Source organism: Hymenobacter sp. DG01, from assembly GCF_006352025.1.
Classification (GTDB): domain Bacteria; phylum Bacteroidota; class Bacteroidia; order Cytophagales; family Hymenobacteraceae; genus Hymenobacter.
Genome location: NZ_CP040936.1, coordinates 3,439,592 through 3,453,842 on the forward strand (window position 1 = coordinate 3,439,592; position 14,251 = coordinate 3,453,842).

The following is a 14,251-nucleotide window of genomic DNA, read 5'->3' on the forward strand; positions in this document are numbered from 1 at the left end:
TCAGCCGTTAAGGTAGGAAATGCGGGCAGCATGGTTGTACGCCGCCGGGGCCGCAGCGGCCCGGCACGCCGCCGGGTAGGCTTCCTACTTCGCGTTCAAAACCCGACCTTTACGAAGCTATGCATTTTCGTTCTATTGTTCTGCTCCTGTCCCTGCTGGGGGTAGCGGCGGCCTGCGACTCCAGCCTCTCGCCCGGTCCGCGCGTGGATCTGGTCAGCAGCACCCGCTACAACACCATTGACCGCCGCCTGACCCGCACCGCCGACACCTTGGCTGTTAAGATGTACGCCCAGGCCCAGGGCAGCCCCTTGCACCGGCTCACGATTTCGGCGGAGTATGTGCCGGTACCGGAGCCCATTATTTACAACGACCAGTTTGAGGTGGACGACCCGCCCCGCCGGACGCTGGTGTACCTCGACTCGACGCTGGCGCCGGGCTCCGATTCCCTTGCTCTGGTGCATGTGCTCAGCTCCCGCACCACCTCGGGCCTGGAGGTATGGCGCTACTCGGCCACCGATGAGGAAAACCGCACTGGCTCCCGCAGCTTCCGGCTGCGCTATGCCCGCCCCGATACCCTCCTGAACTATCATAATTACACCGTGCCCATGCAAGCGCCGGGCGCGTTCGGGCGCCGCAGCTTCCTGGCCCTGCGCGAGGGGCTGGTGTTCCCAAAGTTTTCGGTGCATAGCCTGGCCCAGAACCAAGCCCTCATCGACCTGGTGTACCTGCCCAACCCCACTACCGGGGCCCCTACCCTGGTTACCCCCCTCGATGCCACCCTGGGCCTGAAGTGGAGCACCCGGCGGGCTACCGTCATTCGTCGTACCAGCCTCAACAGTACCACCTTCGGGAACACCACCGATTTCACGACCACCTTCAACCAGGGCACCGATTTTACGCCGCTTACCAGCACAGGCCCGCTCACCAAGGGCCAGGTAATAGCGTTCCAGACCCCGGCCCCCAACAGCCGTTACGGCATTATTCTGGTAGAAGATATTCTGACCACGGGCAGCCGGGCCGTGGTGCTGCAGGTACGGGTAGCCAAATAAGCAGGCCGCTAACCCGCCCTGGTCTCAACGCAAAAAGGAGCTTCCTGATATCAGGAAGCTCCTTTTTTGTGCGCTCAGCTGAGCTGGTAAGCTAATGGCTTAGAAGCTAAATCCAGCCGTAAGGGTAGTTGTGAAGCGGTTGTCATCCACCACGATGCGAGGAGTACGGGTGGGGTTGGCCAGCTCGTAGGGGGTATATACCTGCTTGCCGGAACCATATACCCCGGCCACATCCAGGAAGAAGTTCTTCTGGCGCAGCCCGAGCCCACCCGTGTAGAAGGTTTGGGCGCGGTCGGCGCTGCTGGTGTTTTTATACGGGTCGCCGTAGTGAGCAAAGCCCGCCCGCAGCCGAAATACATCTAGGCGCAGCTCGCCCCCTACCCGCAGGTTTACGGCCGATTGGTACTGGTTGCGGATGGCGTCGTTGGCAGGGCCCAGGTCACCGGGCGTTACGGCCGTGGTGTTGCGGTCGTAGCCCAGGCGCGCTTGTCCGTAGTTTACGTACTCGGCGTCGGCGCTCAGGAAACCGTTTTTGCCCAGTACCACGGCTACGCCCCCCGTAGCCCGGAAGGGCGAGGTGACGGTATAAGCCAGGTCTTCGGCCGGGAAGTTGCCGTCGCCGGTGGTGTGCCGGGTGCCGTCATCCAGGGTAATGGGCGAGTCGAACGTGGCATCCAGAGTAGCGCTGTAGGTTTCCACTACCTCGGAGTAGGTAGGCGACTGAACGGAGGCACCCACCCGCACGATATCATTGGGCCGGTAAATAACCCCAAGGCGGGCATTTACACCCGTGCCGCTGGTTTCAATGTTTTCCCGTAGGCTCAGGCTCCCGAACTTTCCGCCGGGGTCGCTGCTGGGCGGGGTAGGGTCGGTAGCGGTCAGGTTTGAAATGGTGCTGTAGCGGGTGTGCACAATTCCGATTGCCCCCCCGATGTACAGCTTGTCGCGGTAGCTGTTGGCGTAGCCAAAATCAAATTGGGTCTGGCCCCCGCTGCGCTCTATGGTTTCGCGCTGGGTCAGGGTGCCGGTATTGTCGTAGTCGGCCGGGATATAGGTACCATCGGCGTCGCGCTCTGTCAGCAGGGCCTGGTACGCCAGCTTATCCAGAATGGCGCCCTGGTCTTCGCTTAACCGCTGCAGAATATCCTGCTCCAGCGGGGGGGTAGCCGAGTAGCGCAGGTTTTGGTTGAAGTTGTTGGTACGGTTCAGGCCAAAGGCAAACGTACCGCTCCGCCAGGGGCTGGTGTTGTCGGAATCCGGCCGACGGCCAGAAAAAACAAACCCCAAGCTACCGATCTGCAGGTTACTGCGCGAATCGGTGCCGCGGGACCCGAAGGCCTGCGTGGTGGTATTGCTGCTCCCGAAGCCCGGCGAAAAGCTGATTTCAGAGCGTTGAAACAGGCCCAGGCCGGCCGGGTTGGTCAGGATGCTTCCAAAGTCGGCTCCTACTGCGGAGCTGGCCCCACCAATGCCCAGCGTGCGGGCCGTGCCGCCGGGCTGGTTCTGGGAAAAGCGCAGTGCATCGGCTGAACTTTGGGCAAAGGCGTAGCCAGCCGGGCTTAATAAAGCCGCAGCCAGGTAATATTTCAGGTTTTTCATGGGGGAGAGGATGAGCACCGGCTCCTCTGGCAGGAGCCGGCAGAACACACCAGATAGGAACTACCTATTAACTAACAAAACTGCTTAATTGCCCCGGCCCCGGCCACCGCTGCTGCTTCCGCCACCGCCGCCGTTGCCGCCACTGCTTCGGCCGCCGCTGCCACTGTCAAAGCTGCGGGAAGGCTCGGAGTAGGAGCGAGAGGGCTGAGAATAAGAACGAGAAGGCTCAGAGTAAGAGCGGGAAGGCTGGGAGTACGTGCGCGTCGGCTCGGAACCCGTACCCGAATCGTAGGAGCGGGTGGGCTGCTGGTACACCCGCTGGCGGCGGGGTTCGGCTACTACCCCACCGGCATCGGCCGGCTGCGGACGAGTGCCGCCGACATTATCCCAGCTCCGACGGGGGCGGCTGGTTTCCGTACCGGCCTGGGTGGCCGTGCTGCTGCCACTCTCACTCAGTACCCGCCAGCGGCGCGTGGGCTGCGTAGTGGGCGTAGCTTCCACAGACCGGCTTTCGGTTGTTGCCCCGGGCTGAGCCCCGCCCGTTACTACCTCGCGGCTACGCCCACGGCCGACAGCTGGCGCCGGAGCAGCCGTAGCGCTCGACGTGGTGCTGGTGCCCGGTGCTACGAGGCCGCCCTCCACTATCCCGCGGCTCCGGCTGCCCGATACCGCGCCCGGCTGGGTGCCACCGGTGGTCAGGCCTCCATCGGCCAGCCGGCTGCGGGTCCCCGTCACGACAGAGCGCACTGCCTGTGAGCGGATGCCTCTACCGCCGTAGTAGCCGTTGTAAAAGCCCCCACCCCCATAGAAACCGCCACCATAATAGCCGCCCCAGGGGTTGCCATAGTAGCCGTAGGGGTTGTAGCCATAGCCATAATCATAGGGGGCGTAGCCAAAGGCCCGCCAGGGGCGGTACCAGGGGCGGCCCAGCCCAATGGTGATGTTCACATAAGACCCGCCCCAGTAGGGGCCGTAAAAGGGGTCGTAGAACGCGCTGGGGCCCCAGGCCGAATATGCCGGGCCGCCGTACCAGAAGGGGTCAGTGTAGGCAAAGTCGTAGTAGCCCAGTCCCATGCCGCGGTAGGCCGGCTGATGGAAGCGCCGCAAGCGGGCGGCGTAGAAGTCATCATCGTAATACTCGGTGCTGCCGCTGGCCTGCGAGGTACTGGTGCCCGCATAATCAGGGTTGGCTACGTCGCCGGTTTCTTCGGTGGGCACCGGCTCGGTGCTGGCTACTTCCGTCTGGGCCGGCGCTGTGGTGCGGTCCTTAGAGGAATAATACACGCCGTCACTCTCCGTGGAGGTAAGGGCCGCGGTGCCCGCGCAGCTACCTAGCGTAAGCAGGGCCATAGCGGGTAATACGGATGGGAATAATCTTTTCATGGCTGCTTACGCGTAAGGAATGATCCGGAAGATGAAGAGCGAACAGGAACCCGGCGGCACAAGGACCGAAAACGGGTCCACACCTCCGAATTTAATAACGTAATTTGGACCCGAAACGGTGCCCTATTTCGTACGACAAATCTTGTACCAAAAAAGGAACTTTTTCGCTACCTCTAAGATACTTTGAATATGAGCAAAAGTTTGCCCAAGCGCAGTGAAGATTACTCGCTGTGGTACAACGAGTTGGTAAAGCGCGCTGGTTTAGCTGAAAACTCCTCGGTGCGGGGCTGTATGGTGATTAAGCCTTACGGCTACGCCATCTGGGAAAAAATGCAGCGCACCCTCGACGATATGTTCAAGCGCACGGGCCACCAGAACGCGTATTTCCCGCTGTTCGTGCCCAAAAGCCTGTTCGAAGCCGAGGAGAAAAACGCCGAAGGCTTCGCCAAGGAATGCGCCGTAGTAACCCACTACCGCCTGCAGAACGACCCCGATAAGCCGGGCAAGCTGCGCGTGGACCCCAACGCCAAGCTGGAAGAGGAGCTGATTGTGCGCCCCACCTCGGAGGCCATTATCTGGAGCACCTACAAAAACTGGATTCAAAGCTACCGCGACCTGCCTCTGCTCATCAACCAGTGGGCTAACGTGGTACGCTGGGAAATGCGCACCCGCCTGTTTCTGCGCACCGCCGAGTTTCTGTGGCAGGAAGGCCACACGGCCCACGCCACCGCCGAGGAAGCCCTGGCCGAAACCCGCCAGATGCTGGAGGTGTACGCCCAGTTTGCCGAGGAATGGCTGGCCCTACCCGTGGTAAAAGGTGTAAAGACTGAAAACGAGCGGTTTGCCGGTGCCATTGAAACCTACTGCATTGAAGGCTTGATGCAAGATGGCAAGGCCCTGCAGGCGGGTACTTCGCACTTCTTGGGCCAGAACTTCGCCAAGGCGTTTGATGTGCAGTTCACCAACAAAGCCGGGCAGCTGGAGCACGTATGGGGCACAAGCTGGGGCGTGAGCACCCGCCTCATGGGGGCCTTGGTAATGGCTCACTCCGATGATGAAGGCCTGGTGCTACCCCCCAAGCTGGCGCCCATCCAGGTGGTCATCGTGCCTATCTACAAAACCGGCCAGCTCGACGAGCTCATGGAGCGCATCCGCCCCATGCAGATGGGCTTGATTGAGCGCGGCATTTCGGTGAAGGTAGATGACCGGGACACTGAGCGCCCCGGCTTCAAGTTTGCCGAGTGGGAGCTGAAAGGCGTGCCCGTGCGCATAGCCGTGGGCATGCGCGACCTGGAGAACGGCACCCTGGAAGTGGCCCGCCGCGACACCAAGGAGAAGATGACCCTACCCCTGGCCGACATTGTAAATAGTGTGGACCAGCTGCTGCAGGACATTCAGCAGAACATCTACCGCCGGGCCCTCAACTTCCGCGAAACCCACACTACCCGCGTGGAAAGCTACGAGGAGTTCAAGCAGGTACTCGATGGCAAAGGCGGTTTCGTGGTGGCCCACTACGATGGCACCTCTGAAACCGAGGAGCGCATCAAGGAAGAAACCAAAGCCACCATCCGCTGCCTGGCCCTGGCCGAGCCGGAGGAAGAAGGTATCTGCATCCTGACGGGCCGCCCGTCCAAGCGTCGCGCCCACTTCGCCCGCGCTTACTAGAGCAGCACCGAAGCAGGAGTTAAAAAGCCTGTCATCCTGAACACAGGATGACAGGCTTTTGACTTTTTACTGAGCATCGGCAATGGCCTGCTTTAGCTCATCATCCGAAAGATTTTCCTGCCAGCCGGGGGCTAGCTCCAGCCGCACGGTTTGGGCGCCGCCGGTGGGCGTGCACACTACGGTTACTCCGCCTTCATTAGCGGTGCTGCGCTCCACGGCTTCGGCGGTGGCAGCGGTTTCTACGCCGGCGTAGGCTTGCACGCAGGTCCAGGTGGTATTGTGGGGGTCGGTTATTTCGCGTTGTGTCATCATGGGGGTAGTACGCCGGGGGCCAGCCTGGGTTCCCTACCCCTGCGCCAGCGCGCTACTCTTCGGTGTACTGAATGGCGGCTACTTCCAGCTCTTCTTGCTTGGGACCCAGCCGCACCTGCACGCGCTGACCCAGTTTGGCGCCCTGCACGGCCCGGGCAATGGGCGCCACAAACGCTACCTTGCCCGCTGCCACCGAAGCCTCATCAACGCCCACAATGGTAAAGCGGCGCTCGGGCCCTACCCCTCCCGCCGGCCGCAACGTCACGGTAGCCCCGAAGCGCACCTCCTGGGGTGGCTGGCTGCGGGGGTCCACTACTTTGGCGCTGGCAATGCGGGCGTTCAGGGCGCTGAGTTGGCCGTTAAGCACTGTCAGGCGGCGGGTACGGTCGGCTTCGTTTTCGCGGTTGGCTTCGGCCAGGGTGCGCTCGGCTTCCAGGGCCGCGAGTTCCTGCCGCAACTGCTCCAGGCCCTCCGGGGTCACGTAGTTGGGGGTGCCGGGGGGTAGGGAAGGCCGGGGCGGGATAATGGGGGCCTCCAGCGAATCATCTTCTTTGGTGAATGCTCGACTCATAGCTCTTGCTAACGCACCGGCCGGAGTGGGGTTGCGGGGTGGGCTGCTCTCGTCTAGCGCGCTACTGAGCCGGGTTCTGCGTATCTTTTCTCAACTAAACCTCCTACCCTCTATGGACTGGCTCACGATTGCACTGCTACTGTTGTTCGGCCTGCTGTTTCTGGTGGCCGAAGTCATTTTTATTCCGGGCACTACCGTGGTGGGGCTGGTAGGCTTTGGCTTGCTGGCCGCCGGCATCTGGTTCAGTTACCGCGACCTGGGGGCTACTACCGGCCATATTCTGTTGGGCAGTTCCCTGGTAGCCGTGGGGGTGCTGGTGTACCTGGGGCTGCGGCCCAAAGCCATCAACCGGGTGGCCCTGACCAGCGTGAACCACGCCCGCGTGCACGACGTGCGCCACCCCGACGTGCAGCCCGGCACTACCGGCCGCGCCCTCTCGGCGCTGCGCCCAGCCGGCACCGTGCTTTTCGATGATGACCGCCGCGAAGTAACCACGCGGGGCGAGTTTATATCAGCTGGCACGCAGGTGCGGGTATTGGCCATTGAGCACAACCGCATTGTGGTGGAAGGCTTGGTCTAAGCCGCTGCGCAGTTCTCGTTTTTTGTTGTTAGTTGCCGGCCGCAAGCCCCCTACCCCCTTCATCTTCTCAAACCTCCCGCATGGATTTCCCTTTCTTTCCAATTATCGTCGGTGGCATTGTGCTGCTGGTGTTCCTGTACTTCTTCCCCATCAGCCTCTGGATTACGGCGCTGTTTTCGGGGGTGCGGGTGAGCTTGTTTCAGCTGGCCTTTATGCGGGTGCGTAAGGTGCCGCCGTCTCTTATCGTCAACTCCCTGATTACCTCTACCAAAGCCGGCCTGGAGCTGACTGCCAACGACCTGGAAACTCACTATCTGGCGGGCGGCAACGTGCCCAGCGTTATCAAGGCCCTGATTTCGGCCGATAAGGCCAACATCCCGCTCAGCTTCAAGCAGGCTACAGCCATCGACCTGGCCGGGCGCGACGTGTTTGAGGCCGTAACTACTTCGGTAAACCCCAAGGTGATTAACACGCCCAACGTAGCGGCCGTGGCCCAGGATGGCATTCAGCTGATTGCCAAGGCCCGCGTGACGGTGCGCGCCAATATTGCCCAGCTAGTAGGGGGAGCCGGCGAAGAAACCATTCTGGCCCGCGTGGGCGAAGGCATCGTGACCAGCATCGGCTCGTCCCGCTCGCACAAGGAAGTGCTCGAAAACCCCGATAAAATTTCCAAGCTGGTGCTCAGCAAAGGCCTCGATGCCGGCACGGCCTTCGAAATTCTCTCCATTGACATTGCCGACGTGGACATCGGAGAAAACATCGGGGCCAAGCTCCAGACCGATCAGGCTTCGGCCGACTTGCGCGTGGCCGAGGCCCGCGCCGAGGAACGCCGGGCCATGGCCGTAGCCATGGAGCAGGAAAACCGGGCTAAAACCCAGGAAGCCAAGTCGCGGGTGGTAGAAGCCGAAGCGGAAATTCCGAAAGCCATTGCCGAAGCCTTCCGTTCCGGCAACCTGGGCGTGATGGACTACTACAAAATGCGCAACATCCAGTCGGATACCGACATGCGCGACTCCATTGCCAACCCTGGCGGCCAGAGCGGCAGCACCAAGCCCGGCCGCGACGAGACGCGGCTCTCTTAAGGAATGTGGTAAATGTGAAGAATGTGAGAAGTTGAGTTTGCTTCAGTCCCACAAAACAGCGAGGCTGGTTTCAGATTCGAAACCAGCCTCGCTGTTTTATTTCATTTCCCCATTCTTAGCATCTGCCACATTCCGCACATTCCACCTTACTTCTTAGTAATCCGGAACTCCACGCGGCGGTTGAGCTTACGGGTTTCTTCCTGCTCGTTGCTGGCAATGGGCTTGCTCCCCCCGAAGCCTTCGGTGGTAATGCGTCCGCCGCTGATACCCTTGCTCACCAGGTACTTCTTCACCTCGTTTACGCGGTCCTGGCTGAGCTTCACGTTCAGCTGTGGGTCGCCCTGGTTATCGGTGTGGCCTTCCAGCTTGATTTCTACCTGGGGGTAGTCTTTCAGGATGCGAACCAGGCGCAGCAGCTCGGGGTAGGAGTTTTCGCGCAGGTAGTATTTGCTCTGGGCAAAGAAGATGTTATTGAGCTTGATGGTCTGGCCCACGGCGAAGGGCACCAGGTACAAATCCTGGTTTACCTCTGAGTACTTCTGGCGGTCCGTCACGTCTAGGTTATCCGATTCGGCCAGGTAGTCTTTGGCTTCGGCCCGGTAGCCGTAGTGGGCACCCGAGGGCAACACAATGGTGTAGGAGCCATCCAGAGGGCTGGTTTCGGCCACCCCGATTTCCTCGCCGGTCAGCAGGTTTTCGTAGCGAATGGTAGCGGCCACGGGCTTCTTGGAAGCGGCATCCAGCACCTTGCCACGCACCAGCGTCACTACTTCCGGCCGGAAAGTTGGCGTCAGGCTAATACGGAAAATGTCCTTGGAGCCTCCTATGCCGTTGCGCGCCGACACCAGGTAAGCATCCTCACCCGCCGCCGACACGGTATAGTAGGCGTCAAAATCGGGGGAGTTGACGCTGGCGCCCAGGTTACGGGGCTTGGTCCAGTTGGTCCAGGTGTCGTCGAGGCGCTTGGAGTAGAACACGTCGCTCTTGCCGTAGCCCCCATGCCCTTCGGAGGCGAAGTACAGGGTCTTGCCATCGGCGGCCAGGAAGGGCGCAAACTCCGGCTTCTTGGTATTGATGTTGGCGCCCAGGTTTTTCGGTTTGCTCCACGTTTTGCCATCGGCTTTCAGAAGGCTCACGAAGATATCCTGCTCGCCCTGCCCGTCGCGGCGGTCCACGGCCATGAGCAGCACTTTGCCCGAGGTAGCGAGGTAGTAGTCCACGTTTTCCTCATCGTTGTTGTAGAAATCCTCGATTTCAATCTTCACCGGCTGGCTCCACCCCGTTTTGGTGCGCCGGGCCATGCTCAGGCCCTTGGGGTCGAGGGAGCCATCGGGGTTATACACGTTAATCAGTACGGCCGTATTGCCATCCGACGATACCGAGGCCAGACCGTTGGGGCCGGGCGTGTTGATGGGGCTGCCGATGTTTTTGGCCTGATTCCAGGTTTTCTTCTGCGGGTTGGACAGGGTGCTGTACCACACGTCCTGCACGTCTTTGGCGCCGCCTACGTTCTGGGGGCTTTCCTGGCGGGCGAAAAACAGGGTGCGGCCATCGGGCGATATAACCGGGTGGGTATCAACGTACTTAGAATTGACGTTGGGCCCCAGGTTTACCATGGCCGAGTCGAAGCTCACGCTGGGCTGCTCGTTGCGAAATTCCTTTTTCACCATGGATTCGGCCACGTCGGCAATGCCGATGGCGTCAATCTGGTTTACGCCATTCACGGCCTTGGTATTCATCGTGACGATGACGCCAATGGTACGGTAGGTACCCGGCGAAAACGTTACCTGCAGGGAGCGAAACTGCTCCGGAATCGGGCCGGGGCTGTCGTTGGTATATACTTGGTGCTTGGCCCCGCGTGTATCCACCAATTCAATTTTGCTGACCGAGCCGGGGTTGAAGTTTTCAACCACCGTCACCTGCTTGGCGACCAAAGATTTCCCGAACCGCACCTCAATAAACTCGTTGCTGCCTTCCTTTTTCGGAATCCAGGCCTCATTGCTGGCTTGGCCCAGGGGGGTAGCATTGGGTTCGCCCAGCACCTTCTCGGGCGAGAACGGCTCCTTGCCCTCGGCTTTCTGCGACGACACCGCCACGATTTTAGACGCCCACACCGCGTGTTGTGCTTTTGCCAGCGAGTTCATCCCTACCACCAACCCCAGCGACAACAGTATTTTTGTAACGTTCATACAATCAAGGCCAAAACAAAAGCTTTCGGGAGAACACCTACGGACAAACGATAATCCAGAACCCTGAAGACGTCCTGAACCGATCGGAAGTTTCGGTGCCCGGCGAAAGCCGCGCTAAAAGTGCCGCCTACCTAGCGGCTCTTTTCCGTAAGGTGAAGTTAAAAAAGCCTGCACTACCGGCCTGATTCGAACCAAGCCTCCTGCTTTTTGATCCGCTAAAGTACAGTTCCTGCCGACAAGAAACGCCGCCGGCCGAAACCCGGCGCTACCGAACGGGGTTTGGAGCCTGAACGCAACGGTCATTTTTTTAAGTACCTTGCGCCCCGCGTACCCACTCCCCCCACAAGTACAATTTCTCTTCACAATGGAAGAAAAGCTGCTGGAGGAAATCCCCTCCCTCGATTTGGCTGACTTTCGCTCCGGCGACCCTGAGCGCAAAGCCCGCTTCGTACAACAACTCGGCGAAGCCTATCAGAACATCGGCTTTATTGCCCTCAAAAACCACGGCCTGACGGAAGAGCAGACCGAGAAGCTTTACACGGATGTAAAGGCCTTCTTCTCCCTGCCCGACGACGTAAAGCGCCAGTACGAAAAGCCAGAGCTGGCGGGCCAGCGAGGCTACGTGAGCAAAGGCAAGGAACACGCCAAAGGCCGCAACACCGGCGACCTGAAGGAGTTCTACCACGTAGGCCAGGAAGTTGACGATGCCAATGACCCCATCAAGTCGGAGTATCCTGACAACATCTGGCCCCAGGAGGTAGGCAGCTTCGCCGATACGTCGCTGACCACTTACAAAACGCTGGAGTCGGCCGGTAAGGACGTGCTGCGCGCCATTGCCCTGTACCTGCAGCTGCCCGAAAACTACTTCGACGACAAGGTGCGCAACGGCAACAGCATCCTGCGTCCCATTCACTACTACCCCATCGAAAACCCCGATGAGGTGCCGGCTGATGCTGTGCGCGCCGCCGAGCACGGCGACATCAACCTGATTACCCTGCTGATGGGTGCCTCGGCCGATGGCCTGCAGGTGCTGCGCCGCGATGGTAAGTGGATTCCAATTACGGCCCTGCCCGACCAGATTGTGGTAAACGTGGGCGACATGCTTCAGCGGCTGACCAACGGGGTACTCAAAAGCACGATTCACCGCGTAGTGAACCCCCCCCGCGAGAAAATGAACTCCTCGCGCTACAGCATTCCGTTCTTTATGCACCCGCGCTCCGAAATGAGCCTGGCTGCTCTGGAAAGCTGCGTGACTGCCGACAACCCCAAGAAGGAAGCCGATATTACGGCCGGCGAGTTCTTGAACGAGCGCCTCATTGAGCTGGGCCTGAAAAAGAAGTAATAGCTTTTTCCTGAGCAAAGATGCCAACGGCCCGCCTCCTACCTCGGAGGCGGGCCGTTGTTGTATAGCGCGGGCTTGAGTTGGCTGCCTTACACACCTGGCGTACCCAACCGTAGCAGGAGCGGGAGGCTGGAACCGGCGCTACATCCGGCGGCAACGTGTATCTTGCCTGACACCCTTCTGTTTCTGCGCTTTTACTTTGGTTCCGCACGAAGACATCCAGCTGGCCCCGCCGCCCCGCCGCTCGGAACGGGTGAAACGGGTACGCAATATTATTTTCCTTAAGGACGTAGCCGCCCTGGGACTATCTGCCTTTGGCGGGCCGCAGGCCCACATGGCCATGATGCTGCGCCTGCTGGTAGATAAGCGCCGCTACCTCACGGCTGCCGAGCTGCTGGAGCTTACGGCCCTCTGCCAGATTTTGCCGGGGCCAACCTCCACCCAAACCATTACGGCCATTGGCTTCCGTTTGGGTGGCCCTAATCTGGCTTATCTGACGCTGCTGGTCTGGATGCTGCCCGCCGTGTGCCTGATGACCGGGGCCGGCCTGACCATCAGCTACCTCGATAAGGCACAGGTAGCTCGGCTGGTGCAATACGTGCAGCCCGTGGCCATTGGCTTTGTAGCCTACTCGGCGTATAAGATTGCCGAAAAAGTAATTCATACCAAGACCTCTGTGGCTCTTATGGTGCTGGCGGCCATGTTGGTGTACCAGTTTCAGGTGCCCTGGCTGATGCCCCTGTTATTGCTGCTCGGAGGCCTGGTTACCACCTTCCGCTACCGCAAGCTGCCCCAGGAGCCCAAGGTGCCGCTGCGGATTGAGTGGTCGAATTTTGTGCTCTGGCTGGGCGTGTTTATTGGGGCCGCCGTGCTGGGCCAGTACACCCAGCTGCTGCCCGTGCGCCTGTTCGAGAACTTCTACCGCAACGGCAGCCTCGTGTTCGGGGGCGGGCAGGTGCTGGCCCCACTATTTTACACCGAGTTTGTAGAGTTTAAGCACTACCTAACCCCCGAAGAGTTTCTCTCGGGCCTGGGCATGGTGCAGGCCTTACCGGGTCCCAACTTCTCGTTTGCTTCCTACATCGGGGCCTTGGCCATGCGCCGGGAGGGTAGCGGGTTCGATGGGCAACTGCTGGGGGCACTGGTTGGAGCCGTGGGCATTTTCATGCCCGGCACCCTGCTTATCTTTTTTCTAATTCGGTTCTGGGACCAGCTGAAACGCTACCGGGTTATTAAGGCGTCGTTGGAAGGCATCAATGCCGTATCGGCGGGGCTGGTGTGCGCCGCAACCTTCCTGCTCTACCACCCCCTGCCCGATACGCCCGTGAACCTGATACTCATTGCCGTCACGTTTCTGCTGCTGCTCTGGGAGCGGGTTCCGTCCTATTTGATTGTATTAGTGGCGTTGCTGGCCGGCTTCGTGTTTTAGTTACCCCAGCCATTAGTCCTAAATCGCGCCCTACCCCCGCCCACTGCCCTAACCTTAACAGGGGCACATCGGGTACTTGAGCCGTCGAGAAATGAAATCAGCCCGCCCTTCCAGAGAGGAAGGGCGGGCTGATTTCGTTATTGGTTGTTGACCGGCCTGTTAGCCCTTTACCACCAACTGTTCGGGCAGGTGCAGGAGGTAGTCGCCGTAGCCGCTCTTGCGCAGGGGCTCAGCAATCTTGCGCAGCTGGTCAGCATCGATAAAGCCCTGACGGTAGGCAATTTCCTCAATGGAACCCACCTTCAGGCCCTGGCGCTGCTCGATTACCCGCACAAACTCGCCGGCCTGCATAAGGCTCTCAAAGGTGCCAGTATCCAGCCAGGCGGTACCACGGCCCAAGATGCCTACTTTCAGCTTACCCCGGCGCAGATACTCCTGGTTGACGTCGGTAATTTCATACTCACCGCGGGCCGAGGGCTGCAGGTTGCGGGCAATTTCCACTACTTCATTATCATAGAAGTAGAGACCGGGCACCGCGTAGTTGCTCTTGGGCTGCTTGGGCTTTTCCTCAATGCTGAGGGCCTTATTGTTGGCATCAAATTCCACCACGCCGTAGCGCTCCGGGTCGTGCACGTGGTAGGCGTACACCACGCCGCCGTCGGGGTTGTTATTGGCTTTGAGCAGTTCCTCCATGCCTTCGCCGTGGAAGATGTTGTCGCCAAGCACGAGGGCCACCTTGTCGTCGCCGATGAAGTCGGCGCCCAGCACGAAGGCCTGCGCCAGGCCGTTGGGTACTTCCTGAATGGTGTACTGGAAGTTGCAGCCCAGGCTTTTACCGTCGCCGAGCAGCTTCTGAAACTGCGCCTGGTCGTGGGGCGTCGTGATAATGAGGATGTCCTTGATACCAGCCATCATCAGAATCGACAAGGGATAGTAAATCATCGGCTTGTCATAGACGGGCATGAGCTGCTTGGAAACCGCCAGCGTGAGCGGGTGCAGCCGCGTGCCGGAACCGCCGGCGAGGATGATACCTTTCATAAGGAGGGTAGT

12 protein-coding genes are annotated in these 14,251 nt (G+C 60.0%); 6 read left to right on the forward strand and 6 right to left on the reverse strand.

From position 1 onward, the window contains the following. The first annotated feature begins 119 nt into the window (after nucleotides 1-119). Complete coding sequence (locus FGZ14_RS14585; protein WP_139924963.1) at nucleotides 120-1,049, forward strand: hypothetical protein; 930 nt, start codon at nucleotides 120-122, stop codon at nucleotides 1,047-1,049. Between the two features lie 99 nt (nucleotides 1,050-1,148). Here FGZ14_RS14585 and FGZ14_RS14590 read toward each other — a convergent pair whose 3' ends face one another. Both FGZ14_RS14590 and FGZ14_RS14595 read right to left on the reverse strand, forming a co-directional pair. After that, nucleotides 1,149-2,648 (reverse strand): OmpP1/FadL family transporter, encoded by a 1,500-nt coding sequence (locus FGZ14_RS14590; RefSeq protein ID WP_139924964.1) that lies wholly within the window; start codon nucleotides 2,646-2,648, stop codon nucleotides 1,149-1,151. A gap of 84 nt (nucleotides 2,649-2,732) precedes the next feature. Next, on the reverse strand, nucleotides 2,733-3,998 hold the full coding sequence (locus FGZ14_RS14595; RefSeq protein ID WP_139924965.1) for a hypothetical protein: 1,266 nt from the start codon (nucleotides 3,996-3,998) through the stop codon (nucleotides 2,733-2,735). Between the two features lie 222 nt (nucleotides 3,999-4,220). On the opposite strand from FGZ14_RS14595, the gene proS reads away from it, so the two are divergent. Continuing rightward, nucleotides 4,221-5,696, forward strand: a complete 1,476-nt coding sequence (proS, locus tag FGZ14_RS14600; protein ID WP_139924966.1) for a proline--tRNA ligase — start codon at nucleotides 4,221-4,223, stop codon at nucleotides 5,694-5,696. 66 nt (nucleotides 5,697-5,762) lie between these two features. Here the strand turns inward: proS and FGZ14_RS14605 are convergent, their stop codons facing one another. Both FGZ14_RS14605 and FGZ14_RS14610 read right to left on the reverse strand, forming a co-directional pair. After that, entirely contained in the window at nucleotides 5,763-6,008 is a 246-nt protein-coding gene (locus FGZ14_RS14605) for a hypothetical protein (RefSeq protein ID WP_257883239.1), read from the reverse strand. Nucleotides 6,009-6,060: 52 nt separating this feature from the next. Further along, nucleotides 6,061-6,579, reverse strand: coding sequence for a GreA/GreB family elongation factor (locus FGZ14_RS14610; RefSeq protein ID WP_139924967.1), 519 nt, complete (start codon nucleotides 6,577-6,579; stop codon nucleotides 6,061-6,063). 112 nt (nucleotides 6,580-6,691) lie between these two features. On the opposite strand from FGZ14_RS14610, the gene FGZ14_RS14615 reads away from it, so the two are divergent. Together FGZ14_RS14615 and floA are read left to right on the forward strand one after the other, a co-directional pair. Beyond that, a complete protein-coding gene (locus tag FGZ14_RS14615) occupies nucleotides 6,692-7,159 on the forward strand; it encodes an NfeD family protein (protein ID WP_180754366.1) in 468 nt (155 codons plus the stop codon). Between the two features lie 80 nt (nucleotides 7,160-7,239). Beyond that, nucleotides 7,240-8,241, forward strand: coding sequence for a flotillin-like protein FloA (gene floA / locus FGZ14_RS14620; RefSeq protein ID WP_139924969.1), 1,002 nt, complete (start codon nucleotides 7,240-7,242; stop codon nucleotides 8,239-8,241). 146 nt (nucleotides 8,242-8,387) lie between these two features. Here floA and FGZ14_RS14625 read toward each other — a convergent pair whose 3' ends face one another. Then, complete coding sequence (locus tag FGZ14_RS14625) at nucleotides 8,388-10,430, reverse strand: OmpA family protein (RefSeq protein WP_139924970.1); 2,043 nt, start codon at nucleotides 10,428-10,430, stop codon at nucleotides 8,388-8,390. 364 nt (nucleotides 10,431-10,794) lie between these two features. Between FGZ14_RS14625 and FGZ14_RS14630 the strand changes: the two genes are divergently transcribed. After that, entirely contained in the window at nucleotides 10,795-11,772 is a 978-nt protein-coding gene (locus tag FGZ14_RS14630) for an isopenicillin N synthase family oxygenase (RefSeq protein WP_139924971.1), read from the forward strand. Nucleotides 11,773-11,971: 199 nt separating this feature from the next. Further along, nucleotides 11,972-13,201 carry a chromate efflux transporter gene (gene chrA / locus FGZ14_RS14635; RefSeq protein ID WP_139924972.1) on the forward strand — a complete coding sequence of 410 codons (1,230 nt, stop codon included), beginning with the start codon at nucleotides 11,972-11,974 and terminating at the stop codon, nucleotides 13,199-13,201. Nucleotides 13,202-13,360: 159 nt separating this feature from the next. On the opposite strand, the gene rfbA is transcribed toward chrA, so the two are convergent. Further along, nucleotides 13,361-14,239: a glucose-1-phosphate thymidylyltransferase RfbA gene (rfbA, locus tag FGZ14_RS14640; protein WP_139924973.1), complete on the reverse strand. Its 879-nt coding sequence runs from the start codon at nucleotides 14,237-14,239 to the stop codon at nucleotides 13,361-13,363. Nucleotides 14,240-14,251: the final 12 nt, after the last annotated feature.

Excerpts from the sequence above, each read along its gene's own strand:
- FGZ14_RS14610 (WP_139924967.1), bottom strand. The coding sequence starts at position 6,579 with ATGAGTCGAGCATTCACCAAAGAAGATGATTCGCTGGAGGCCCCCATT.
- floA (WP_139924969.1), top strand. The coding sequence starts at position 7,240 with ATGGATTTCCCTTTCTTTCCAATTATCGTCGGTGGCATTGTGCTGCTG.
- proS (WP_139924966.1), top strand. The coding sequence starts at position 4,221 with ATGAGCAAAAGTTTGCCCAAGCGCAGTGAAGATTACTCGCTGTGGTAC.
- FGZ14_RS14585 (WP_139924963.1), top strand. The coding sequence starts at position 120 with ATGCATTTTCGTTCTATTGTTCTGCTCCTGTCCCTGCTGGGGGTAGCG.
- FGZ14_RS14590 (WP_139924964.1), bottom strand. The coding sequence starts at position 2,648 with ATGAAAAACCTGAAATATTACCTGGCTGCGGCTTTATTAAGCCCGGCT.
- FGZ14_RS14625 (WP_139924970.1), bottom strand. The coding sequence starts at position 10,430 with ATGAACGTTACAAAAATACTGTTGTCGCTGGGGTTGGTGGTAGGGATG.
- FGZ14_RS14595 (WP_139924965.1), bottom strand. The coding sequence starts at position 3,998 with ATGGCCCTGCTTACGCTAGGTAGCTGCGCGGGCACCGCGGCCCTTACC.
- FGZ14_RS14630 (WP_139924971.1), top strand. The coding sequence starts at position 10,795 with ATGGAAGAAAAGCTGCTGGAGGAAATCCCCTCCCTCGATTTGGCTGAC.
- FGZ14_RS14615 (WP_180754366.1), top strand. The coding sequence starts at position 6,692 with ATGGACTGGCTCACGATTGCACTGCTACTGTTGTTCGGCCTGCTGTTT.
- FGZ14_RS14605 (WP_257883239.1), bottom strand. The coding sequence starts at position 6,008 with ATGATGACACAACGCGAAATAACCGACCCCCACAATACCACCTGGACC.
- rfbA (WP_139924973.1), bottom strand. The coding sequence starts at position 14,239 with ATGAAAGGTATCATCCTCGCCGGCGGTTCCGGCACGCGGCTGCACCCG.